We start from the raw sequence: 22,170 nt of genomic DNA, 5'->3' as shown, positions 1-22,170 counted from the left end.
CCCAGCCGGGCCAAGCCCGGATAGGGTGCGGCTCGTTACCAGACCAAGCCGGTCCGCAACGACGGATCGGACGATCATGAAGGCCCGCCGGAAACGGCCGGACGGGCTCAGGGGCAAGGACGGGGCATTGACGCAAACCTGGCAGGTCATCGCTGTGCGTGCGGTTTCGCATGTGCTGATCCTGTGCGCGGTTGCGCTCGTGCTGTTCGTTACCCTGGCTCCTGCTCATGCCGAAGCTCTCCGCATCGCCGATGTGACCCCGCTCGACGTGCCGGCCGATCTGGCCGTGTTGCGCGCCCAGCCGGCCCTTGGCGCGACCGCGGTGCCGCTTGAGCCTGGCCAGCAGAAACTGACTGAAGCGCTGCTCTCCAATTACGTCGCCCGCCAGCAGGCGTTGCGCGCCTTTGACGTCGCCGCCGCCCTGCCGCAGCCCGAACTCAATTCCGAAGTGCTGATGGGCTATATCGCCCGCGGGTCGTTCGGCGGCAGCAATGGCGCGCTTTCGGCTATCGACAGCTTCGCCGCTTCCAGCGCCCCCTCCGAGCGGGCGCTTAATCCTTCGGTGCTCGCCGCCTATATCGAAAGCGGCTACCAGACCACCGGCCAGCGTCTCGACCATGCCAATACCGAGCGCGGTTGCCTCGCCCAGGCTATTTATCACGAGGCGCGCGGGGAAAGCGAAGCCGGCCAGCTCGCTGTCGCCAATGTCATCGTCAACCGGGCGCGCTCGGGCAAGTTCCCGTCCACCCTCTGCGGCGTCATCTACCAGAACGCCAATAAGGGCCGCTATCGCTGCCAGTTTACCTTCGCCTGCGACGGCCGCGACGACGCCCCGGGCGAACGCCGCGCCTGGGCCCGCTCCAAGGACCTGGCTCAGCAGGTCTATGCCGAATTCGCCTTGGGTGAAAATGTCGGCGCCGTGCCCGGCTCGACCCTCTACTACCACACCACCGCTGTTCGCCCGGCCTGGGCCAATACCTATAACGCGGTCGCCGAAATCGGCTCTCACATCTTCTATTCGCCCAACTGATTAAGGCGCTACCCCTCTCGGTTTTCGCTTCTCGGTTCGCAAGCTCCGCGATATGGGCACGGTGCTGGCCGTTCATGTGAAGACGAAGTGTGCCAGAGATTTTTGGGGCGGGGATAAGTTGGAAAATCGGGGCTCGCGATACCCCCTCCTAGCCTCCCCCTGATAGGGGGCGGGACCGCCTTGTGGTTATGACCCGATCCAGTTCAAGAGTGGAGATATCCCTCTCCCTATCAAGGGGGGGGGTAGGAGGGGTAACCTCTGAACAAAAAAGAGCGCCCGGAGGCGCCCTTTGTCATTCAATGATATCGCAAATCTACTCCGCCGCCTGCGCCATCCGGGGGCCCGGCGCAGCATTGGCGCCGGTGCCGAATTTCTCGAAGTTTGCGCGGAACAGCCCGGCCAGATGGGTCGCCTGGTGGTCGTAGGCGTGGCTGTCGGCCCAGGTGGCGCGGGGCGTCAATAGGGTTGGATTGATGCCGGGAACGGCCAGCGGCACGGCAAAGCCGAACAGTTCGTCGGTCCGCATTTCGGCTGTGTCCAATTCACCATTGAGCGCGGCGGTGAGAAGGCGCCGTGTCGAGGCGATGTCGATGCGTTTGCCCACGCCATAGCCGCCCCCGGTCCAGCCGGTATTGATCAGCCAGGCCGAAGCCCCGCTAGCCCTCAGTTTTTCGGCCAGCATGGCGCCATAGACGGTGGGATGGAGCGGCATGAAGGGCGCGCCGAAACAGGCCGAGAACGTGGCTTGCGGCTCGGTGACGCCGCGTTCGGTGCCGGCCACCTTGGCGGTATAACCTGAGAGGAAATGATAGACCGCCTGTTCCGGGGTGAGCCGGGCGATGGGCGGCAGCACGCCAAAGGCGTCTGCGGTAAGGAAAACCACGGTGCGCGGCGTGCCGCCCACACTACCCCTGGCAATGGCCGGCAGCACGTGAATGGGATAGGCCGCACGGGTATTTTCGGTGAGCGAAACGTCGTCGAATGCTGGCAGACTGTTAGCATCCAGCACGACATTTTCCAGCACCGTGCCAAATTTGGCGGTGGCCGCGAAAATTTCGGGCTCGGCGCTCGGGCTGAGCTTGATGGTCTTGGCGTAGCATCCCCCTTCGAGGTTGAACACGCCATCCTCGCTCCAGCCATGTTCGTCATCCCCGATCAGCGGGCGGTCGGGGTCATTGCTGAGCGTGGTCTTGCCCGTGCCCGACAGGCCGAAGAACAGCGCGCTGTCGCCATTGGCCCCGATATTGGCCGAGCAATGCATGGGCAGGACGCCCTGGCGGGGGGCATGGAAGTTGAAGAGGCTGAAGACACTCTTCTTGATCTCCCCGGCATAGAGCGTGCCGGCGATGACAACGATATTGCGGCTCATATCGAGCGCGATCACCGTATCGGTGCGGCTGCCATGGCGGGCCGGGTCGGCCTTGAAAGCGGGGACATGGACGATGGTCACCGCCACCGGATTGTCGCTTTCGGGCACCATCTCGCCGGGGCGGATCAGCAGGTTACGGATGAAGAGGGCATGCCAGGCGCTGGGGGTGAGCACGGTGACGCCATATTGATGGCGCGGATCGGCCCCGGCCAGAAGGTCCTGGCGGTAAATCGGCTGACCGGCGAGATGATCCTCTGCATCGGCAAGCAGAATATCGAAATGGGCCGGGCTCATGGCGCCCGAATTGTCCCACCACACGCTGTTCTCGGTCAGCCCGTCGCGCACGATGAACTTGTCCTTGGGCGAGCGGCCGGTAAAGGCGCCGGTGCGCACCGAAACCGCACCATCGGCGGTGAGCTCGGCGCCGCCATCGGCAACGGCGCGTGCAACCAGGCGTGGGGCGATATCGTTGTGTGATACCGAAGCGGCGTCCCTGACAATCCGGTCCCGCAAGGCGCTATGGTCGAACACACTCATCTGCAAACTCCAAGGGTCGCCGCAACACCATGATGCGGCCCTTAACGGAGCCAAGGTTAGTGTGTCCGATGGGCTCGCAACTATCCCGAAATCGGTCGTAAGACGGAAGTTGCATCCACCGCGCAAAGGGTTCGGCCATTGTTCAAGACTTGGCCGCGCCTTATTTAACGCGTAATTGTCGCCTGCAACGCGATGTTTTCCGGCTATAGTTCCAGCCGGCCATCACGCGTCCCAACACGAAAGGCAGCTCATGCCCAAGATTGCCCTGGTAGATGACGACCGCAATATTCTGACCTCGGTGTCGCTGACGCTCGAGGCGGAAGGCTATCAGGTCGCCACCTATACCGATGGTGCCTCCGGGCTCGAAGGCCTCACCACCGACAAACCCGATCTTGCCATTCTCGATATCAAGATGCCGCGCATGGACGGCATGGAATTGCTGCGCCGCCTGCGCCAGAAGTCGGATGTGCCGGTGATCTTCCTCACGTCCAAGGACGAAGAGATCGACGAGCTGTTCGGCCTTAAGATGGGCGCCGACGATTTCATCACCAAGCCGTTCAGCCAGCGCCTGCTGGTCGAGCGCGTCAAGGCGATCCTGCGCCGTTCCGCCCCGCGCGACCCCTCTGCGCCCGCCGGTGCTGCCGGCGAAGCCCAGCCGGGCAAGGCGCTGATCGAGCGCGGCTCGCTGGTGATGGATGAAGAACGCCATACCTGCACCTGGAAGGGGCAGCGGGTGACCCTGACCGTCACCGAATTCCTGATCCTGCAGGCGCTGGCGCTGCGGCCCGGTGTCGTCAAGTCGCGCAATGCGCTGATGGACGCGGCCTATGACGATCAGGTCTATGTCGACGATCGCACCATCGACAGCCACATCAAGCGGCTGCGCAAGAAGTTCAAGGCGACCGACGACGACTTCGAGATGATCGAGACGCTCTATGGCGTCGGCTATCGCTTCAAGGAGCAATAAGCAAACCAAGTGGCCATTCTCGAGCCCGATACACAATCCAGGCCGGACGCCGAGGCGCCCGGCAAGGCAGCGAAGCTGCCCGAGGCTGCGATGCCGCCCGAGGTAGCTTCCGAACCCGAGCGGCGCCGGCGTCACCCCTGGCGGCTCCTGCTGGCCCCGTTCTATCGCGTGGCCGGCGGCATCAGCCGATTTCTCGATTTCACCATCTTTTCCAGCCTCACCCGGCGCATCATCGTGCTCAACCTGGCTGGGCTCCTGGTGCTGGTGGTGGGCATTCTCTATCTCAACCAGTGGCGGGCCGGCCTGATCGACGCGCGCGTACAATCGCTGCGCGTGCAGGGCGAAATCATCGCCGCCGCGGTCGCCGCTTCGGCTACGGTCGATAGCGACGTCATTTCGGTCAATCCCGACCGGTTGCTGGAATTGCAGGGGGACGGCACGGTCTCCTCGCTCTCCTATTTCGATCCGACGCTGGAATTCCCCATCAATCCCGAACGCGTGGCGCCCCTGCTGCGCAACCTCATCACCCCCACGCGCACCCGTGCGCGCATCTACGATCAGGGTGGGCTGATGATTTTGGACAGCGACAATATCTATGCCCGGGGCGAAGTGATCCGGCAGATCATCGAGACCAAGAAGGAAGGCAATTTCCTCTGGGATTGGTGGAATGGCGTCTTGTCCTGGGTGCCGGGCGACAATTTCCCCAAATATCAGGAATATGGCGTCGACGAGGGCATGCGCTATCCCGAGGTCGCTTCGGCCCTGCAGGGCGCGCCGGCCGATTTCGTGCGTGTCGACGCGCAGAACCAATTGGTCGTCTCGGTCGCCGTTCCCGTGCAGCGCGTGCGCGCGGTGGTCGGCGCCATCCTGCTCTCGACCGCGCCGGGCGATATCGATTCCATCGTCTCCCAGGAGCGTTGGGGCATTTTGCGCATCGCCATGATCGCCGCGGCGGTGCAGATCGCGCTGTCCCTGCTGCTGGCGGGCACCATTGCCGGCCCGATGCGGCGGCTTTCGGCAGCGGCCGAGCGGGTGCAGACCGCCGGCAATGCCCGCGCCGAAATCCCCGATTTCACCGACCGGCCCGACGAGATCGGGCATCTGTCGGGCGCATTGCGGCGGATGACCGACGCGCTTTACAACCGCATCGAGGCCATCGAGCGCTTTGCCGCCGATGTGGCCCACGAGCTCAAGAACCCGCTGACCTCGCTGCGCAGCGCGGTGGAAACCCTGCCGCTGGCCAAGCGCCAGGAGGACAAGGACCGGCTCAATGCCATCATCCAGCACGATGTCAAACGGCTTGACCGGCTGATCACCGATATTTCCAGCGCCAGCCGGCTCGATGCCGAACTGGCGCGCGAAAGCGCCGACCGCGTCGATATCGAAAAACTGGCCGAGGCCATGGTCGGCATCCAGCAGGACATGGCCCAGGGCCGCAATGTCTCGGTGGTGATGGGCAAGCGGACAGGCAAAGGCAATGCGGTGGTCAATGGCCATGAAAGCCGGCTGGCGCAGGTCTTTGCCAATCTCATCGACAATGCCGTTTCCTTCTCGCCCGAAGGGGGCGTGGTAACAGTCGCGCTCGCCACCGATGCCGACGACATCACCGTGACCGTGACTGATGAGGGGCGCGGCATAACCGGGGATTTCGGCAAGATCTTCCAGCGTTTCTATACCGACCGGCCCGATACCGAGAGCTTCGGCGATCATTCGGGGCTGGGCCTGTCCATCTCCAAGCAGATCGTGGACGCCCATAAGGGCACGATCCGCGCGTCCAATCGCGAGGATCGCTCGGGCGCCCTGTTCACGATTGTGTTGCCGCGGGCGCGCAAATAGGCCCCGCCATGACCCAGAACCACAATCTGCATGGCACGGCCATCCAGCTTGGCACGACCGGATTGCTGCTGCGCGGCCCCTCGGGCGCGGGCAAGTCGCTGCTGGCTCTGGCCCTGCTCGATCGCTGGGCGGCGCGCGGCCTTTCCGCTGCTCTCGTGGCCGATGACCGGGTCGATCTGGCTCCCGGCCCGTCAGGGCTGCTCATGAGCGTTCCGGCCCCGATTGCCGGGCTTATCGAGCTGCGTGGGCGGGGCATTATCAACCGTCCGCATGTGAGCCCCGCGCCGCTCCATCTGCTGATCGATCTCGTGCCTGAGCTGGTGCGCATGCCCGAATCCCCTGCTTTCAGCACCGAGATTCTGGGGGTGTCGCTGCCCCGCGCTCCGGTGCCCGAGGCCCGCCTTGTCGGGCTCGAGCATCAAATGCTGTTGGTAAGTGAGGCCATTGCCGCCCTGGACCGGCCGGAGGGCCGTCCGTGACAAAAAACCACTTGAATCCCCGCCGCTCCGGGGCAAGACTGATATTTGTTCACGCCTTTGCCGGGTTAAGCACTGGCGCGGGCAGGGGGCAGACAATACTGGAATGCCGTCGGCGCCACGACGCAGGCGCATCTCGGCAGGCTGGGGACGTTGCATGATCGGTCTGGTTCTGGTGACGCATGGTGCGCTCGCCAATGAGTTCAAGTCGGCACTGGAACACGTCGTCGGCCCGCAGGATTACTGCGAAACCATCGCCATTGGTCCCGACGACAATATGGAAAACCGGCGCAACGACATTCTGGCCGCGGTCGACCGCGCCGATAATGGCTCGGGCGTCATCATCCTCACCGACATGTTCGGCGGCACGCCGTCCAATCTCGCCATCTCGGTGATGCAGAACCGCGATGTCGAGGTGATCGCCGGGGTCAACCTGCCCATGCTGGTCAAGCTCGGCCGCGTGCGCGGCGACATGACCATCAAGGACGCGGTCAATCTGGCGCAGGAAGCGGGCCGCAAATATATTACCGTGGCCAATTCCATCCTGAGCGCGGGGTAAGCCATGGACGCCGCCAGCACCGGCCGGGCCGTCGCCCAGCAATTGACCATCGTCAATCGCAAGGGCCTGCATGCCCGCGCCTCGGCCCGCTTCGTGCGCACCGCCGAATGCTTCGACGCTTCCATCGCCGTCATCAAGGACGGCACCTCGGTGGCCGGCAATTCCATCATGGGCCTGATGATGCTGGGCGCGGGACCGGGGAGCACGATCCTGGTACAGGCCAGCGGCAAACAGGCGCGAGAGGCGCTGGAGGCTATTGTCGAGCTGGTCAATAACGGATTTGACGAGGATAGCGACGGGGCGGCGGGTTAACCGCGTGCTGCTCGACCAGCAGTATGGGGAATGCCTTGACTGAGCCCGACCAAGTCTTGCGGACCGCCGCGCCGGTTACGCGCGATAGCCTGCTCGCCGATATACGCGCGCTTGGCGTCAAGGACGGCGATCTGCTGGTCGTACATTCGTCCCTCAGTGCGCTGGGCTGGGTCAATGGCGGCGCTGTTGCGGTCGTTCAGGCCTTGCTCGACGCCATCGGCAAGCACGGCACTCTCGTCATGCCTGCCCATTCGGCTGGTCTCACCGATCCGCAGCATTGGGAGGCGCCACCGGTGCCCAAGGCATGGCATCGGCCCATTCGGGACACTATGCCGGCCTTCGACCCACAGATCACGCCGACCAGGCAGATGGGGCAGGTGGCCGAACTGTTTCGCACCTGGCCAGGCAGCATGCGCAGCAATCATCCCTCTACGTCGTTTTCCGCCCTGGGGCCGCTGGCGGGGGAAGTGACGCAAAGCCACGATCTTGCCGACCCTTTTGGCGAGCACTCTCCCTTGGGCGCGCTTTATCGGCTGGGGGCCAGCATCCTGCTCATGGGCGTGGATTTCGACACCTGCACCGCCCTCCATCTTGCGGAACGGCGCTATGTCGCCAATCCGGCACTCATCCAGGAAGGCGCCCCGATGCTCGTCAATGGCAAGCGGGAATGGGTCAGCTTCAATACCCCCGCCATCATGGACAGCGCCGCCTTTCTTCCTATCGGCGCCGGGGCGATTGAAAAGGGATTGGCGCAGGCCGGGCCGCTGGGCGAGGGACGCGGCATCTTTGTCCAATTGCCGGCTTTGGTCGATCACGCAATCGACACCTGGGCAGGCAAGGCTGCACCCGGCAGCTGAGGTCATTCATACAACCGTAACTCCGGCCCCACATGCTTTTCACAACGCGGAGGTTTGTATGCGGCGGATTATTGCCGGGATCGGTGGGGTTGGGCTGGCGCTGACCCTCAGCCAATTCCCTGAATATGCCCAGCAATATACCCAGCGGCTCGGCGGGGCGGTGGATGAGCTGCGCATCGTGACCGAGGATTTCGACCGCGCGGCCGCGGCGGGCGGGCTGGACCGGGCCGAGGCGCTGGGGCGTTATGAAGGGTCCACCGACGCCTTCATCGTCGGACGCGGCACGGCCATGGCGGCCACGTTCACACGCTATGAACAGCTCAGCGCCACCCTGGCCCGTATCGAGGGCGCCGGACCCATCGAGCGCCTGCAATCGCTGCCGGCCTATCTCGATACCGATATCGGCCGCCGCACGCTCGAGGCCTATAAGCCCGCCATTCCGGTGACCATGGAAGGCCTGCTCTATGCCGGAGGCGGGTTCATCCTGGCCTATCTGGTGCTGTCGGGCCTTTGGCGGTTCTGCGCCCTGCCGTTCAAGCGGAAGCGGCGGGAAGCCTATCGGTAATTATCCCTGCCTGCGCAGCCTTTTGCCGATGATGAGCCAAAGCGCGGAAACCAGGAAATAGATGGCGCCGAAAGCCGCATAACCGGCAATCGTGGGGATGACGACCGGCACCGATTGCTGGGCCTGAATGACAAAGAACGTACCGGCCAGCGCCGATTGAGCGCCGCTCAGGATCATGGCCCATTGCGCTCCCGCCTTCCAGCGACGGACGGCCGTTCCCAATTGCAACAGCCCCGACAGCACCGCCCAGGCTCCGAAAACCGCAAGGACTGCGCTCAGCCCCATCTGCAGGGCCACCAGCACGGCCAGGGTCGTGACGAGGCTGACCAAGACGTTAATTGCCTGCGTGCGATTGCGAACGAGGCCCCCATTTCGGGCAGCGTCGGCATAATTGGCCGCCGCATCCCAGAGCGGGTAGATCACCAGCAAAACCACGCCGAAGCCGGCATGGTGCAGGCCCAGCGTCAGGGCAGCCGCCACCCAGGCGGCCGAGAAGGCCGTGCGGCCGAGATAATATCGCGTGAGCCAGCCTTCTTCGGTGGAGCGGGCGGGATTTGCGGCAATGGATGACATGGATATTCCTATCTACTAATTGGTAGGTAACGGAGGGTGAAATGGCGCTAGGGCCGGGTTCGGTTAGCTGGAGAGGCGATTGAGCAGGGAGCGGGTGATTGTTCCAAACAGGCGCGGATCATCCTGGGCCCGGGCGGAGAGCATGCCTCCATGCACCGTGGCCATGAAGGTCTCGGCTTCCGCCTGCGGCGGGTTGGCGAGGCGGAAGACGCCAAGAGCGGCGCCGCGTTCGAATGCCGAGGTCAGCCAGGCCGACAGGGTCTCGAAATGAAGCCGCACTTCGACGGCCACGGATGGCGGGAGGGCGGGAAGTTCGCTGGCCAGAAGGGCGCAGACGCAAAATGGATCGCTGGCATCCATGATGCATGTTTCCCAATAGCCGACATATTTGGCGAGCTGGTCGCGCGGATCGGATGCCGTCCGCGCCAGTTCGGCAAAGCCTGCCCTGGCATCCTCGCGATAGCGCTGCACCAATATGCGAACCAGATCGACCTTGCTGGGGAAATGGTGGTGGATGGACGCCTTGCGGATGCCCACGACCTCGGCGATGTCGGCATAGCTGAAGCCGTTATAGCCGCCCGCCGTAATCAGGGAGCGCGCGCAGGCCAGGATGTCGTCGGCTGTCGAGGAAGGATTGTTCATGGGCTTTATCTACCTATTGGTAGGTAGAGTGCAATGGCAATTTTCGGAGGCGCGAGATGTGAGGGATATAAACTTATCTTTATATCCGGTTGATCCTGCGGCTCGCCTTGGCTATAGCAAAGCCAAGACATCCCTATGCGAGGCGGAGCCTGCCCGATGACCAAATCGACCACCAAATCGACCGACTACGCGATCAAGGACATTTCGCTTGCCGATTTCGGCCGCAAGGAAATCCAGATCGCCGAGATCGAAATGCCCGGCCTGATGGCCATCCGCGAGGAATATGCCGCTGCCCAGCCGCTCAAGGGCGCGCGCATTGCCGGCTCGCTCCACATGACCATCCAGACCGCCGTGCTGATCGAGACGCTGGTGGCGCTCGGGGCCGAAGTGCGCTGGGTGAGCTGCAATATCTTTTCGACCCAGGACCACGCTGCCGCCGCCATCGCGGCCGCCGGCATTCCGGTTTTTGCCCATAAGGGCGAGACGCTGGAAGAATATTGGGCCTTTACCGACCGCATGATGGATTGGGGCAATGGCCTCACCCCCAATATGATCCTCGATGATGGCGGGGACGCCACCATGTATATCCTCAACGGCGCCAAGGCCGAAAAGGACGCGGCCTTCCTCGACAAGCCCGGCAATGAGGAAGAAGAAATCTTCTTCGCCACGATTCTGAAGCGCCTGGCGACGTCGCCGAATTTCTTCTCCACCATCCGCGCCAATATCCGCGGCGTCTCGGAAGAAACCACGACGGGCGTGATGCGGCTCTATCAGCTCCATGCCAAGGGTGAGCTGCCCTTCCCCGCCATCAACGTCAATGACTCGGTCACCAAGTCCAAGTTCGACAACAAGTATGGCACCCGTGAATCGCTGGTCGATGCCATCCGCCGCGGCACGGACGTGATGCTCGCCGGCAAGGTCGCTATCGTGTGCGGCTATGGCGATGTGGGCAAGGGCTCGGCGGAATCGCTGCGCGGCGCTGGCGCCCGCGTGCTGGTCACCGAAGTCGACCCCATCTGCGCCCTGCAGGCGGCCATGGAAGGCTTTGAAGTGGTGACGCTGGAAGAGGCCGCCCCGCGTGCCGACATCGTCGTCACTGCCACCGGCAATCGCGATGTGCTCACCCTCGATGACATGCGCAATCTCAAGGACATGGCCATCGTCGCCAATATCGGCCACTTCGATAACGAAATTCAGGTCGCCGCCCTGCGCAACTTCAAATGGACCAATGTGAAGCCGCAGGTCGACCTGGTCGAAAAGCCCGATGGCAAGCGCCTGATCCTCCTGTCCGAAGGGCGCCTGGTCAATCTGGGCAATGCCACCGGCCATCCCAGCTTCGTCATGTCGGCCAGCTTCTCCAACCAGACCCTGGCCCAGATCGAACTCTGGACCAATGGGGCCAAGCTCGAAAAGAAGGTGCATGTGCTGCCCAAGCACCTGGACGAAAAGGTCGCCGAACTGCACCTGGCCAAGCTGGGCGCCAAGCTGACCAAGCTGACCAAGGACCAGGCCGACTATATCGGCGTGCCGGAAAACGGCCCCTTCAAATCCGGCGAATACCGCTACTAGTTTTTGCCGTTTTAGGTTTTTGGCGCCCGCGGCCTTGGCTGCGGGCGTTTTTTGTTGGGGATACCCCCTCCTAGCCTCCCCCTGATAGGGGGAGGGACCGCTCTGTGGCTAGAACTCGATCCAGCTCCAAGAGTGGAGAGATCCCTCCCCCTATCAGGGGGAGGCTAGGAGGGGGTACGCCGATATCTGCCCATCTCCCCCGAACACCCTCGCCGTTTCTGCTTCGTTCTCCGTCAAGGGGCGATATCAGGCATTTGCCCGGATTGCACAGCCATTAAGACTCTTTTAGCCGATTCGCCGTGCCGGTATGGTCAGGGTGATTCGGTTGCGCGCGACGCGCTGCCGGTCGGGCGGCGGGGACAGCAAAGGTTCCGCTTGCGCCGCCCTTCGAGTGCACGCGTACCGCCTTTCGGGGCGGACTGGCAGCAACGTCAATAAACACGAGGGCAGCGCATGGCGCCGGATCGTTTCCGGAAGCATTGGGGATTCCGCGGATTGGCCGCAGCCCCCATGACACTGGCAACGGCCGTTCCCGCCCTGGGCCAGAGCCCCGCCACGGCCACTTTGGCCGGCGCGGCGCCGCTGGCCATTGCCGTGGGCGCGGGCGCCTTTGCGCTGCTGGCCATGGCCGTGGTGCGCACCATGCTGGCCGATGGCAAGGCTGCGCGGCTGCGGGCCGCCGAACAGGTTTCGGGCCTGCGTGCCCTGGTCGACGAATATGAGGCGCTGCTGTCCGGGGTGCGCGAAGTCACGATCCTGTGGACCGATAACAGCGCCGGCGCGCCGAAATTTCTGGGCCAGGCCTCGGCCGTGGTACCCGGCGGGCGGGAGCCCCGCAGCATTCTCGATTTCCACTCCTGGCTGGCCAATGCCGATGCCACCCTGCTCGCCCATGAGCTCGAAACCCTGCGCGTGCATGGCCAGGCCTTTTCGGCCAGCCTAACCGCCATCGACGGGCGGCTGATCCGCGCCAATGGCTGGGTGCTGGGCGGCGGCGTCGCCCTGCGCCTGCGTCCGGCCTTCCTGCAGCCCAGCGCCGAACAGGCCAGTGCCGCCAATGCCATGATGAGCGACACCGATAGCGTGCGCGCCATTCTCTCGCTGCTGAGCCAGCCCGCATTCCTGCGCGGGCCCAATGACAAGCTGGTCTTTGCCAATCCGGCCTATCACGCCCTGGCCAAGGCGCTGAACAGGCCGGGCAGCGATGTGGCGCCGGCCGAATTGCTCGATACCGCCGCGCTCAGGACCCATCTGGCTGCCTGCGCCGCCGCCGACAAACCCGCCATAATGAGCCTGGACTGGCCCGGCCAGGGCCGGTTCGAGCTGGTGGAATTTGCCGTTGCTGGCGGCCGCGCCGGCTATCTGCGACCGCTCGAAGCCGCTGCCGCTCCGGCGCTGATCGATCCGGCCCTGGCCCATATCGGGGGCATTATCAATGCCCTGGCCACACCCATCGCCATTTTCAATGCGCGGCGCGAGCTGGTCCAGTTCAACCGGGCCTATGCCGATCTCTGGCATCTCAATGGCGGGTTCCTCGCCGTGGGGCTCGACGAACGGGCCATTCTAGATAAGCTCCGCACCGAAGGCATGCTGCCCAACCAGGTCGATTACCAGACCTGGCGCACCAAGCACCTCGAATCCTATTCCCGCACCATTCCCCATGAAAACGAGCCCTGGCACCTGCCCGATGGCCGCACCATCAAGGTGATTTCGGCCCCCGCCGGGGCCAATGGCGGGGTGATCTATGTCTTTGAGGACCTGACCGAGCGCCTCAAGCTGGAAAGCACCAACAAGGCCTTCACCAATGTGCAGCGCGAAACCATCAATGCGCTCAGTGAAGCCGTCGCCGTGTTCGGCACCAATGGCAGGCTGACGCTCTCCAATCCGCGGCTCTCCGCGCTGTGGAAGCTGCCGATGAACGAGCTGGGGCTCAATCCCCATATCGACCAGATCGCCGAGGCCTCGGGCCGCGCCATTCCCGAGGATGGCGCCAGCATCTGGCGCGATCTGAAACGCGGCATCATCGATCTCAATCCGACCCGCTCCGACCAGACCGGGCGGCTCAACCGCTCCGACGGGCGCCTGCTCGACTATGCCATTACCCGCCTGCCCGATGGGCAGACCATGATGACTTTCCTCGATGTCACCGAAAGCGCCAGCTATTCCAAGGTGCTCAAGGAGCGCAATGACGCGCTGGTGGCCGCCGACGTGCTCAAGGACGCGTTCGTCGAAAATGTCTCCTACGAATTGCGCAGCCCCTTGACCAATATTATCGGCTTTGCCGACCTGCTGGCGGGCAGCGAGGGCGGCTCGCTCAACGAGCGGCAGCGCGCCTATATCGACTATATCCGCGCCTCCTCGGTGACGCTGGGCGTGCTGATCGACAATATTCTGGATCTCGCCTCGGTCGATGCCGGCATTGCCGAATTGCGGCCCGAACTGCTCGACGTCAACAATCTGGTCGACAAGGCCCGGGCCGGGCTTTCGGCGACTTTCCCCGAAGTGTCGGGCGAAAAGCCGATCAATCTCGTTGTCGATATCGAGGACCACCTGCCCCCCTTCATCGCCGATGGCACGCGCATCGTGCAGGTGCTCTATAACCTGCTCTCCAACGCCGCCCGCTTCTCCCCGCCGGGCGGGGAAATTCGCCTTGCGGTGAGCCACCGGGCCGAGCGCATGCTGTTCATCATCGAAGATGAAGGCCCTGGCCTCACCGACGAGATGAAATCGGCCATCCTCACCCGGCTCGACACCCCCGCCGCCAGCGGCCGCCAGCGCGGCGCGGGGCTGGGCCTCTCCATCGTGCGCACTTTCGTCAACCTGCATGGCGGCACCATCTCAGCCGAACGCCGCGAACCCCGCGGCAGCCGCATCATCATCAACCTGCCCCGCGACAGCGCCATGGCCGGGGTGGCGGAATAGGATTTTGGGCCGGCGGGATCGTGGCTTCCATCCACCCCCTCCCAACCTCCCCATCACGGGAGGGTGAGCCCGGCGGGAGCGGACTGGATATTGCCAAACCCACTGAACGGCACCTCCCCCATGATGGGGGAGGTTGGGAGGGGGTGGCGAGAGCCCCGATATGCGGATAGTCCTCGAGATAGCCACCGCGAAAGAACAGGCCGCCAGCCCAAGGGCCAAAAATGCAGAAATTCCTCCCTGACGATGACGCCACCGCCGCCTTCGGCGCCGAGCTTGCCACAACGCTCGCCCCCGGCGATCTGGTCATCCTCAATGGCGATCTGGGCGCGGGGAAAACCGCTTTGGCCCGGGCCATTATCCGCACGCTGGCTGCCGATCCCGCGCTCGACGTGCCCTCGCCCACCTTCGCGCTGGTCCAGCCCTATGAGACGCCCAGGGGCCCCGTGCTGCATGCCGATCTCTACCGGCTGGGCGATCCGCGCGAAGTGGATGAGCTTGGCTTGGCTGACAATCTCAATGCCATCGTGCTGGTCGAATGGGCCGAACGCGCGCCCGAAATCGTCGCGGCAGCAACGCTTGTCGTGGAGCTGGCCATCCCGCCGGGTGGCGTCGGGCGGCAGGTGACGGCGAGCCGCCGATAGCGCTCAGCCGGCCAGAATGGCGTCCACCACCTGCTCGACGCTCATGGCGGAACTATCGATCCAGCGGCCGATGCGCGGCGTGTCGCGCTCCAGCGCCCCCGCCAGCACATCGGGCGGAAAATTGTCGCCATAGCCCGTCTTGCTGCGTGCCCGATCCCGCTGCGCCAGCGCGTCCACCGAGGGCGCCAGCACGATGACTTGCGGATCAAGATCAGCCAACCGCTCCGCCGCCGCCACCAGATCGGTCCCGATCAGGATATCCTGATAGACCACGGCAAACCCCGCCCCATGATAGGCTCGCGCCGCGTCAGTCGCCAGAAGCTGCCGCAAATCCAACTGCCCCCGCGCCTCCGCATCCAGCACCGGCCCCATCTCGGCCGCGCCATTGACGATCATCTTGCGAAAGACATCGCCGCGCAGGTGCACGGATTTGGGCAAGCGCTGGGCGAGGGCCTGGGCGACAGTGGATTTCCCGGCAGCCATGGCGCCGGTGATGATGAAGAGGGGCTGGGTCATGGGAGCACGGTAGCGTCCGCTAACCACGATGTCATCCCGGCGCAGGCCGGGATCCATGCTGCGCTCTCTCCATAGGTGGGATCGTGCCGTGGGCCCTCAGAATGGATTCCGGCCTGCGCCGGAATGACCTTGTGGTAGGATTCAAACCAACGCCGCTTCCAGCACCGCCCTATTCAGCAACATCCATGCGGCACTCTTTGCCCGCCAGGCCATGGCCCAGAGCGCTTCGACCGGCTCCGTGCTGCCCGGCGTGAGCTTTGCCTCCACCGCTTCATTGGCGGCGTCGTGGATGGCCAGTTCGATCATTGTGGACACCAGGCGGGTGCGATCGCGCGCGGGGAGTTCGTAGCCATCGACAATGAGCCGTAGCTTGCGGGCGCGGGTGGTGAGGGGTGGCAGGCCGAGGCGGGTTTCGAGATCATCGTCGAAGAGGTGGGCGTTGAGCCAGCAGAGCTGGGCGAGTTCGACCAGGGGATCGACGGGGCCGGCTTGTTCCCAATCGATCAGGCCGGTGGGCTGGCCATTTTGGGCGATGATGTTCCAGTCGCCTAGGTCGCAATGGCCGATAATGCGGGGACCATCGCCCAGCGTGCGGCCGAACCAGTCGCGCCATATGGCGTTGGGCGGCGGCCTGAAGCTGGCCGTAGCGCGGTGCAGGTCGGCCAGCAGCTTACCGAGGTTGAACATAGCCTCTTCGGGCCAGGGGCCGGGATGGAGCGATGCGCCGGGCAGGAAGGTGAGGGTTTCCCGGCCCTCTGCGTCAAAGCCGCTGCCGACGACACGCGGGGCGTTGGTGAAACCGACATCTTCCAGATGACGCAGCAGGGCGTGCACGGTTTCGGCCCATGGTCCGGTCTGGCGGTGGACGACATTGCCGCGGCGGCTGACGGCGGTGCGACCGCCGCCGGTGAGGACTTCTTCGTCCTCGCCCCTCAATGCGCCTCATCCCAATTATGTGCCGCGTGCGCATCCACCTGAATCGGGACCGACAATCGCACTGCCGGTTCCGCCGCGCCCTCCATCACCTTCTTGATCACCGGCATGGCGGTTTCTTCGGTGCCCAGGGGGACTTCGAAGATCAACTCGTCATGGACCTGCAGCAGCATGTCGGCTGCGATGCCGGCTTGCTGGAGGGCCGGTTCCATGCGGATCATGGCGCGGCGGATGATGTCGGCGGCGGAACCCTGGATGGGGGCGTTGATCGAGGCGCGTTCGACAAAGCTGCGTTCGCTCGGATTGTGCGAATTGGCATTGGGGAAATTGATCTTGCGGCCGAAGATCGTGCTGACATGGCCCTCGGCTTTGACGCGCCGCTTCTGCTCGGCCATGTAATCGGCAATGCCGGGGAAGCGCTCGAAATAGGTCTTGATGTAGTCGCCCGCCTCGCCGCGCGGAATGCCCAGCTGGTTGGCGAGGCCAAAGGCGGAAATGCCGTAGATAATGCCGAAATTAATCGCCTTGGCGCGGCGGCGGACATCGGACGGCATGCCCTTTACGGGAACCCCGAACATTTCGCTCGCCGTCATGGCGTGAATATCAAGCCCTTCCTCGAACGCGTCCTTGAGCGCCTGGATATCGGCGATATGGGCCAGCACGCGCAATTCGATCTGGGAATAGTCGGCGCTGACCAGGATCTTGCCCGGCGCGGCGACGAAGGCGCTGCGGATCTTGCGGCCATCCTCGGTGCGGACGGGAATGTTCTGCAGGTTCGGATCGTTTGAGCTGAGCCGCCCGGTCAGCACCGAATGCTGGGAATAGGTGGTGTGCACCCTGCCGGTGCGCTGGTTGATGTAATTGGGCAGGGCATCGGTATAGGTGCCCATGAGCTTGGTGAGCTGGCGCCAATCGACAATGGTACGGGCGAGCGGCACGCCCTTGAGAGCAAGCTCTTCGAGCACGCCGGCCCCGGTCGCCCAGGCGCCGGTCTTGGTCTTGGTGCCGCCTTCCAGCCCCATCTTGTCGAAGAGGATTTCGCCCAGCTGCTTGGGTGAGCCGAGGTTAAAACTCTGCCCGGCCAGCTCATAGGCCTCCGCCTCGAAGGCAGCGGCGCGCTGGGCGAAGTCGCCCGAAAGGCGGGAGAGGATCTGGCGGTCGATGGAAACGCCGCGCCCTTCCATGCGGGCGAGAACCGGGGCCAGCGGACGCTCGATGGTTTCGTAAAGCGCGGTCATGTTTTCGGCGGCGAGGCGCGGTTTCAGCACCTGCCAGAGGCGGATGGTGATGTCGCTATCCTCGGCGGCATAGCGCGCGGCGTCGGCCAGCGGCACCTGGGCAAAGGTCTTCTGCGTCTTCCCGCTTCCCAGCAGGTCCTTGATGGGAATGCCGGAAAAGCCCAGCCAATGCTCGGACAGTTCGGCCATGGTGTTGAATTGCGGGCCATCGAGCGAGTAGCTCAAAAGCAGCGTGTCATCGATGGCATTGACCGGCACATCATAGCGCGCGAGCAGGCCCAGATCGTATTTGGCATTGTGGAAGATCTTGAGGATCGCCCGGCTGGCAAACATGGGGCGCACCATATCCAGCGCCTCACGGATATCCATCTGCCCTTCGACGAGCCCGCCGCCGAACATGTCGTCATTGCCCTCGGTGTGGCCGAGCGGCAGATAAGCGCCATTGCCCGGGGCGACCGAAAAGGAAATGCCGACCAGGTCCGCGGTCTGGTTGTCGAGGCCGGTGGATTCGGTGTCGGTGGCCACATAGCCGACGCTTTCGATCAGGTCGAGCCAGCGCTGCAACCCGGCCGCGTCGCGGATGATCTCATAGGCATCGGGGTTGAAGGGAATGGCCTTGACCCTGGCATGCATGTCGGCGGCATGGAGCACGGTGGCATTGTCGGCGCGGCCGGTCGCTTCCTGCCGGGCCGCGCGCGCCTCGGCACGGGCCGTATTGTCGAAACCGACCGCCGCGACCGGCTTGGCCGCCAGTTCCGGATCGGCGGCAAAATCGTCGGGATTGGCATCGAGCAGCCCGGCCAGCCGCTTGGTGATGGTGGCAAATTCCATCGCCTTGAGGAAGGGGAAGAGCGCAGAGGGCTCAACCGGCTGGCGCGCCAGTGCGCCGATATCGAGCTCCACCGGCACATCCTGCGCCAGGGTCACGAGGCGTTTGGAAATGCGGGCGAGATCGGCATTGTCGCGCAGCTTTTCGCGGCGGGCGTTCTGCTTGATCTCGTCGACATGGGCGAGCAGGTTTTCGAGGTCCCCATATTGATTGATGAGCTCGGCCGCCGTCTTGACGCCAATGCCCGGCACACCAGGCACATTGTCGACGCTGTCGCCACACAGCGCCTGCACGTCGATCACCTTGTCGGGAGTGACGCCGAATTTGGTGAACACTTCATCGACCCCGATCCAGCGCAGCGGCGGCTGGCCGGGGCGGGGAATGGTATCGAGCATGCGGATCGAGCCATCTGGCTCAACCATCTGCATCAGGTCCTTGTCGGAGGAGACGATCGTCGCCTTGCCGCCGGCCTTGCGGGCCAGCGTGGCATAGGTGGCGATAATGTCGTCGGCCTCCCAGCCTTCCATTTCGATGGAAGGAATGCCGTAGGCCCTTGTGGCCGCGCGGGTCAGCGGAAATTGCGGAATGAGTTCGGCCGGCGCGGGTGGGCGCTGCGCCTTGTAATCGGGGAAGAAATCGTCACGGAAGGTCTTGCCCTTGGCGTCGAAGATCACCGCCATATGGGTGGGCTCGTCCTCGCCCTTCAAATCCTCGGTGAGCTTATAGAGCATGTTGCAGAAACCCTGGACGCACCCCACAGGCAGCCCATCCGACTTGCGGTTGAGCTGGGGCAGGGCGTGGAAGGCGCGGAAGATGTAACCCGAGCCGTCGACGAGCAGCAGATGCATGAAACGATTCCCGAAACGTAAGGAGTGGCGACTTTAGGGGAGTTTGCCCCGGCCCAAAAGGGCCGGTGGGCTTTTCGTATTGCTTCTACGATGTCATTCGCGCTTTCGCGGGGTGGGTGCGCATGGGATTGTGCCACGCGGTCGTGCCCCTATGAACTTGCCAGCCACCGCCGCTTCCCCCGGGCTCGACCCGAGGGCCATTCTCAACCTGGCACAAGCGGCGAGCGGCCCTTAGATCAAGTCCGAGGGAAGCGATTGTGGGGGCGAGGCTCAGGGGCAATGCAGCGCAGGTTCTCCCACAACGTCATTCCCGCGCAGGCGGGAATCCACTCTTCACGGGCACTGAAACAAGAAAGAATGGATTCCCGCCTGCGCGGGAATGACGCCGTTGGATGGTGCGCACAAGACCTGAGGCAACCAAATCGCGGCTGGAGCGTTGCGGCAGTTTAAGTCATAATGTGCGCGAGCGGTCCCTTATCCGCCTGTGCAAGCTTTTTTGGGCGACATGTTTTTACGCAACCCGCCGCCATTGCTGTGCTTTTGGGGACGGCGCGACGCCGCCGGCAATTGGTGCGACGGCCTCCAGCCCGGGAGTGCCGCAAGGTGATCAGTTCCGAGCGCGCATTGATCCTGGCGCCCTCCGGCGGCGACGGCACCGAAATCAGCGAGCAGCTGAAGCATGCCGGCTGGGCGGCGGAAACCTTCGATACGATCGAGCCTTTGATCGAGGCCCTGCGCAAGGGCGCGGGGGTGGCGCTGCTGGCCGATGAAACGCTGCATGGCGACAATCTCCAGCCACTGCTCGAATGGGTCGCCAACCAGCCGTCCTGGTCCGATTTTCCCTTTGTGGTTTTGAGCCGGCGCGACGAGGCCGGCCCCACCGCGCTCGATAGCGGGCTCGAAACCCGGCTCGGCAATGTGATGCTTCTCGAGCGCCCCTTCCATCCCCAGGCGCTCAGCAATGCGGTGGCCAATGCGCTGCGCGGCCGGCGCCGCCAATATGAAGCCCGCCGCTATCTCGATGATCTGCGCGAGAGTGAGCAAAGCCTGCAGACGGCGCTGCTGGCCGGTCGCATGGGCTCCTGGGAACTCAATATCGCCGAACAGGTGCTGCATGGCACCGAGCAGTTCAAGGCCTGCTATGGCCGGACGGCCGAGGAAAAGTTCCTCTACCCCGACCTCATCGCCGCCATCGCGCCGTCCGATGCCAAGCGGGTGGAGCGTGCGCTGCACGATTCGATCAATACCGGGGCGGACCTGGTGATCGAATATCGCGTCATCTGGCCCAATGGCCAGGAGCACTGGCTCGATTCCCGCGCCCGCGTGCTGCCCGACCGCTATGGCCGCCCCGAAACCATAGTGGGCGTCGTCTCCGACATCACCGCCCGCCGCAATGCCGAGGCCGAGCGCGAAAAACTGATGCTGGCGCTAGCCACCGAGCGCGAACGCACCCAGCAGGCGCTGCGCGGCGAGCGGGCGCTATCTGGCCTGTTGCTGACCAGCGTGCCGGCCGGCATCGTCGCCTATGATGGCGATTTCCGCGTCACCATCTGGAACCCGGTGATGGAACGCATTTTCGGCATGCCCTCGCCTGCCGTGCTCGGCCGGCCGCTGACCGATGTGTTCAGCAAGGAGCAGCGCGATATCATCGAGCCGCGCCTGCGCGATGCGCTGGCGGGCGTTTCCGGGCCGATCGAGGAAATCGAACTGACCACATTGGCGGCCGGGCAGGTCATGCTGGAAAGCCAGCATGCTCCCCTGCGCGGCGGCGATGGGCAGATCGTGGGCGGCGCGGCCTTTTTCCGCGATGTCACCGACCGGCACCGCGCCGAGGAACAATTGCGCCATGCCCAGAAAATGGAAACCATCGGCCAATTGACCGGCGGGGTGGCCCATGACTTCAACAATCTCCTGGCGGCCGTGCAGGGCAATCTCGAATTGCTGGCCAAGCGCCTGCCCGATGATCCCCAGTTCCGGCGTTTCATCGATGGCGCCTTGCAGGGTGCCCAGCGCGGCGCCGCGCTGACCGCCCGGCTGCTCGCTTTTGCCCGCCGCCAGGAGCTCAAGCCCGAGCCGACCGACCTGGCCCAATTGCTTGAGGGCATGCGGGCGCTGATGGAGCGCTCGCTGGGCACCATCGTCACCATCCGCTACGCGCTGGCGCCGGGCCTGCCGCCGGCCCGGGTCGATCCCAACCAGCTCGAACTGGCCATCCTCAACCTGGCGGTCAATGCGCGCGACGCCATGCCCGAAGGGGGCGAGCTCACCATTTCCCTCAACCAGGTGGATGGCAGCGAAAGCGGGATCGGGCTTTCCGGCCCCTTCCTGCGCCTGGGCGTGGCCGATAGCGGCACGGGCATGGATGCGGCGACGCTCAAAAGCGCGATCGAGCCGTTTTTCTCGACCAAGGAATTGGGCAAGGGCACGGGGCTGGGCCTGTCCATGGTGCATGGGCTGGCCGTGCAGCTCGATGGCGCCCTCAAATTGATCTCGGCGCCAGGCGAGGGCACTACGGCCGAACTTTGGCTGCCGGTGTCCACGGCGCCCGTCATGGAGATCAGCGAAATGGAACCGGAACGCAGCGCAGCACCCGCATCGACCATTCTGGTGGTGGATGACGACGCGCTGATCAATATGAATACGGTCGATATGGTGGAAGATCTCGGCCATACCGCGCTCGAAGCCTATTCGGGCAAGCAGGCGCTCGAAATCCTGGGCAGCGACAGGCAGGTGGATGTGCTGATCACCGATTATGCCATGCCCGGCATGACCGGGGTGGAGCTGGCCGGCAAGGCTCGCCAATTGCGGCCCGGCCTGCCCATTCTGCTGGCCACCGGCTATGCCGACCTGCCCAGCGGCACCAGCACCGACCTGCCGCGCCTGGCCAAGCCCTATCAGCAGGCCGACCTGGCAACGCAGATCGCCCGGCTATTGGCGCATCGGGAATAAGG

General features: G+C 64.1%; 18 protein-coding genes. 12 read left to right on the top strand and 6 right to left on the bottom strand.

Going from position 1 to position 22,170, the window contains the following annotated elements:
• Positions 1–76: 76 nt before the first annotated feature.
• Positions 77–1,030, top strand: coding sequence for a cell wall hydrolase (locus QQL79_RS16090; protein WP_284392571.1), 954 nt, complete (start codon positions 77–79; stop codon positions 1,028–1,030).
• 313 nt (positions 1,031–1,343) lie between these two features.
• On the opposite strand, the gene pckA is transcribed toward QQL79_RS16090, so the two are convergent.
• Positions 1,344–2,936 carry a phosphoenolpyruvate carboxykinase (ATP) gene (gene pckA / locus QQL79_RS16085; RefSeq protein ID WP_284392570.1) on the bottom strand — a complete coding sequence of 531 codons (1,593 nt, stop codon included), beginning with the start codon at positions 2,934–2,936 and terminating at the stop codon, positions 1,344–1,346.
• A 250-nt stretch (positions 2,937–3,186) separates the two neighbouring features.
• On the opposite strand from pckA, the gene QQL79_RS16080 reads away from it, so the two are divergent.
• From QQL79_RS16080 to QQL79_RS16050, 7 genes are all read left to right on the top strand, one after another.
• On the top strand, positions 3,187–3,903 hold the full coding sequence (locus tag QQL79_RS16080) for a response regulator transcription factor (protein ID WP_284392569.1): 717 nt from the start codon (positions 3,187–3,189) through the stop codon (positions 3,901–3,903).
• Positions 3,904–3,993: 90 nt separating this feature from the next.
• Complete coding sequence (locus QQL79_RS16075; protein WP_370461256.1) at positions 3,994–5,739, top strand: sensor histidine kinase; 1,746 nt, start codon at positions 3,994–3,996, stop codon at positions 5,737–5,739.
• 8 nt (positions 5,740–5,747) lie between these two features.
• Positions 5,748–6,218 (top strand): HPr kinase/phosphorylase, encoded by a 471-nt coding sequence (locus tag QQL79_RS16070; RefSeq protein WP_284392567.1) that lies wholly within the window; start codon positions 5,748–5,750, stop codon positions 6,216–6,218.
• A 154-nt stretch (positions 6,219–6,372) separates the two neighbouring features.
• Positions 6,373–6,774, top strand: a complete 402-nt coding sequence (locus tag QQL79_RS16065; RefSeq protein WP_284392566.1) for a PTS sugar transporter subunit IIA — start codon at positions 6,373–6,375, stop codon at positions 6,772–6,774.
• Positions 6,775–6,777: 3 nt separating this feature from the next.
• Positions 6,778–7,086 carry an HPr family phosphocarrier protein gene (locus QQL79_RS16060; protein WP_284392565.1) on the top strand — a complete coding sequence of 103 codons (309 nt, stop codon included), beginning with the start codon at positions 6,778–6,780 and terminating at the stop codon, positions 7,084–7,086.
• A gap of 35 nt (positions 7,087–7,121) precedes the next feature.
• Positions 7,122–7,943, top strand: a complete 822-nt coding sequence (locus QQL79_RS16055; RefSeq protein WP_284392564.1) for an AAC(3) family N-acetyltransferase — start codon at positions 7,122–7,124, stop codon at positions 7,941–7,943.
• Between the two features lie 58 nt (positions 7,944–8,001).
• Positions 8,002–8,508 carry a DUF2937 family protein gene (locus QQL79_RS16050; protein ID WP_284392563.1) on the top strand — a complete coding sequence of 169 codons (507 nt, stop codon included), beginning with the start codon at positions 8,002–8,004 and terminating at the stop codon, positions 8,506–8,508.
• On the opposite strand, the gene QQL79_RS16045 is transcribed toward QQL79_RS16050, so the two are convergent.
• The gene (locus QQL79_RS16045; protein WP_284392562.1) at positions 8,509–9,081 is read right to left on the bottom strand and encodes a DUF308 domain-containing protein; all 573 of its coding nucleotides are present in this window, start codon (positions 9,079–9,081) and stop codon (positions 8,509–8,511) included.
• A gap of 63 nt (positions 9,082–9,144) precedes the next feature.
• Complete coding sequence (locus tag QQL79_RS16040; RefSeq protein WP_284392561.1) at positions 9,145–9,723, bottom strand: TetR/AcrR family transcriptional regulator; 579 nt, start codon at positions 9,721–9,723, stop codon at positions 9,145–9,147.
• 156 nt (positions 9,724–9,879) lie between these two features.
• On the opposite strand from QQL79_RS16040, the gene ahcY reads away from it, so the two are divergent.
• The 3 genes from ahcY to tsaE all read left to right on the top strand — a co-directional run bounded on the left by ahcY (position 9,880) and on the right by tsaE (position 14,855).
• A complete protein-coding gene (gene ahcY / locus QQL79_RS16035) occupies positions 9,880–11,292 on the top strand; it encodes an adenosylhomocysteinase (protein ID WP_284392560.1) in 1,413 nt (470 codons plus the stop codon).
• 510 nt (positions 11,293–11,802) lie between these two features.
• On the top strand, positions 11,803–14,214 hold the full coding sequence (locus QQL79_RS16030; RefSeq protein ID WP_284392559.1) for a sensor histidine kinase: 2,412 nt from the start codon (positions 11,803–11,805) through the stop codon (positions 14,212–14,214).
• 221 nt (positions 14,215–14,435) lie between these two features.
• Positions 14,436–14,855 (top strand): tRNA (adenosine(37)-N6)-threonylcarbamoyltransferase complex ATPase subunit type 1 TsaE, encoded by a 420-nt coding sequence (gene tsaE / locus QQL79_RS16025; RefSeq protein ID WP_284392558.1) that lies wholly within the window; start codon positions 14,436–14,438, stop codon positions 14,853–14,855.
• Positions 14,856–14,858: 3 nt separating this feature from the next.
• On the opposite strand, the gene QQL79_RS16020 is transcribed toward tsaE, so the two are convergent.
• The 3 genes from QQL79_RS16020 to polA all read right to left on the bottom strand — a co-directional run bounded on the left by QQL79_RS16020 (position 14,859) and on the right by polA (position 19,219).
• Complete coding sequence (locus tag QQL79_RS16020; protein WP_284392557.1) at positions 14,859–15,428, bottom strand: AAA family ATPase; 570 nt, start codon at positions 15,426–15,428, stop codon at positions 14,859–14,861.
• An 84-nt stretch (positions 15,429–15,512) separates the two neighbouring features.
• Positions 15,513–16,307, bottom strand: a complete 795-nt coding sequence (locus tag QQL79_RS16015) for an aminoglycoside phosphotransferase family protein (RefSeq protein ID WP_284392556.1) — start codon at positions 16,305–16,307, stop codon at positions 15,513–15,515.
• Positions 16,304–19,219 (bottom strand): DNA polymerase I, encoded by a 2,916-nt coding sequence (gene polA / locus QQL79_RS16010; RefSeq protein ID WP_284392555.1) that lies wholly within the window; start codon positions 19,217–19,219, stop codon positions 16,304–16,306. The genes QQL79_RS16015 and polA overlap by 4 nt, the downstream gene beginning before the upstream one ends.
• A gap of 603 nt (positions 19,220–19,822) precedes the next feature.
• On the opposite strand from polA, the gene QQL79_RS16005 reads away from it, so the two are divergent.
• Positions 19,823–22,168, top strand: coding sequence for a PAS domain-containing hybrid sensor histidine kinase/response regulator (locus QQL79_RS16005; RefSeq protein ID WP_284392554.1), 2,346 nt, complete (start codon positions 19,823–19,825; stop codon positions 22,166–22,168).
• The last annotated feature ends 2 nt before the right edge of the window (positions 22,169–22,170 follow it).

The organism is Devosia yakushimensis (genome assembly GCF_030159855.1).
GTDB classification, from domain to species: Bacteria; Pseudomonadota; Alphaproteobacteria; order Rhizobiales; family Devosiaceae; genus Devosia; species Devosia yakushimensis.
This window is presented reverse-complemented; position numbering and strand designations above follow the sequence as displayed.

Excerpts from the sequence above, each read along its gene's own strand:
- QQL79_RS16030 (WP_284392559.1), top strand. The coding sequence starts at position 11,803 with ATGACACTGGCAACGGCCGTTCCCGCCCTGGGCCAGAGCCCCGCCACG.
- tsaE (WP_284392558.1), top strand. The coding sequence starts at position 14,436 with ATGCAGAAATTCCTCCCTGACGATGACGCCACCGCCGCCTTCGGCGCC.
- ahcY (WP_284392560.1), top strand. The coding sequence starts at position 9,880 with ATGACCAAATCGACCACCAAATCGACCGACTACGCGATCAAGGACATT.
- QQL79_RS16075 (WP_370461256.1), top strand. The coding sequence starts at position 3,994 with ATGCCGCCCGAGGTAGCTTCCGAACCCGAGCGGCGCCGGCGTCACCCC.
- QQL79_RS16040 (WP_284392561.1), bottom strand. The coding sequence starts at position 9,723 with ATGAACAATCCTTCCTCGACAGCCGACGACATCCTGGCCTGCGCGCGC.
- QQL79_RS16020 (WP_284392557.1), bottom strand. The coding sequence starts at position 15,428 with ATGGATCCCGGCCTGCGCCGGGATGACATCGTGGTTAGCGGACGCTAC.
- QQL79_RS16050 (WP_284392563.1), top strand. The coding sequence starts at position 8,002 with ATGCGGCGGATTATTGCCGGGATCGGTGGGGTTGGGCTGGCGCTGACC.
- QQL79_RS16060 (WP_284392565.1), top strand. The coding sequence starts at position 6,778 with ATGGACGCCGCCAGCACCGGCCGGGCCGTCGCCCAGCAATTGACCATC.
- QQL79_RS16065 (WP_284392566.1), top strand. The coding sequence starts at position 6,373 with ATGATCGGTCTGGTTCTGGTGACGCATGGTGCGCTCGCCAATGAGTTC.
- QQL79_RS16070 (WP_284392567.1), top strand. The coding sequence starts at position 5,748 with ATGACCCAGAACCACAATCTGCATGGCACGGCCATCCAGCTTGGCACG.
- QQL79_RS16090 (WP_284392571.1), top strand. The coding sequence starts at position 77 with ATGAAGGCCCGCCGGAAACGGCCGGACGGGCTCAGGGGCAAGGACGGG.
- pckA (WP_284392570.1), bottom strand. The coding sequence starts at position 2,936 with ATGAGTGTGTTCGACCATAGCGCCTTGCGGGACCGGATTGTCAGGGAC.
- polA (WP_284392555.1), bottom strand. The coding sequence starts at position 19,219 with ATGCATCTGCTGCTCGTCGACGGCTCGGGTTACATCTTCCGCGCCTTC.
- QQL79_RS16080 (WP_284392569.1), top strand. The coding sequence starts at position 3,187 with ATGCCCAAGATTGCCCTGGTAGATGACGACCGCAATATTCTGACCTCG.
- QQL79_RS16045 (WP_284392562.1), bottom strand. The coding sequence starts at position 9,081 with ATGTCATCCATTGCCGCAAATCCCGCCCGCTCCACCGAAGAAGGCTGG.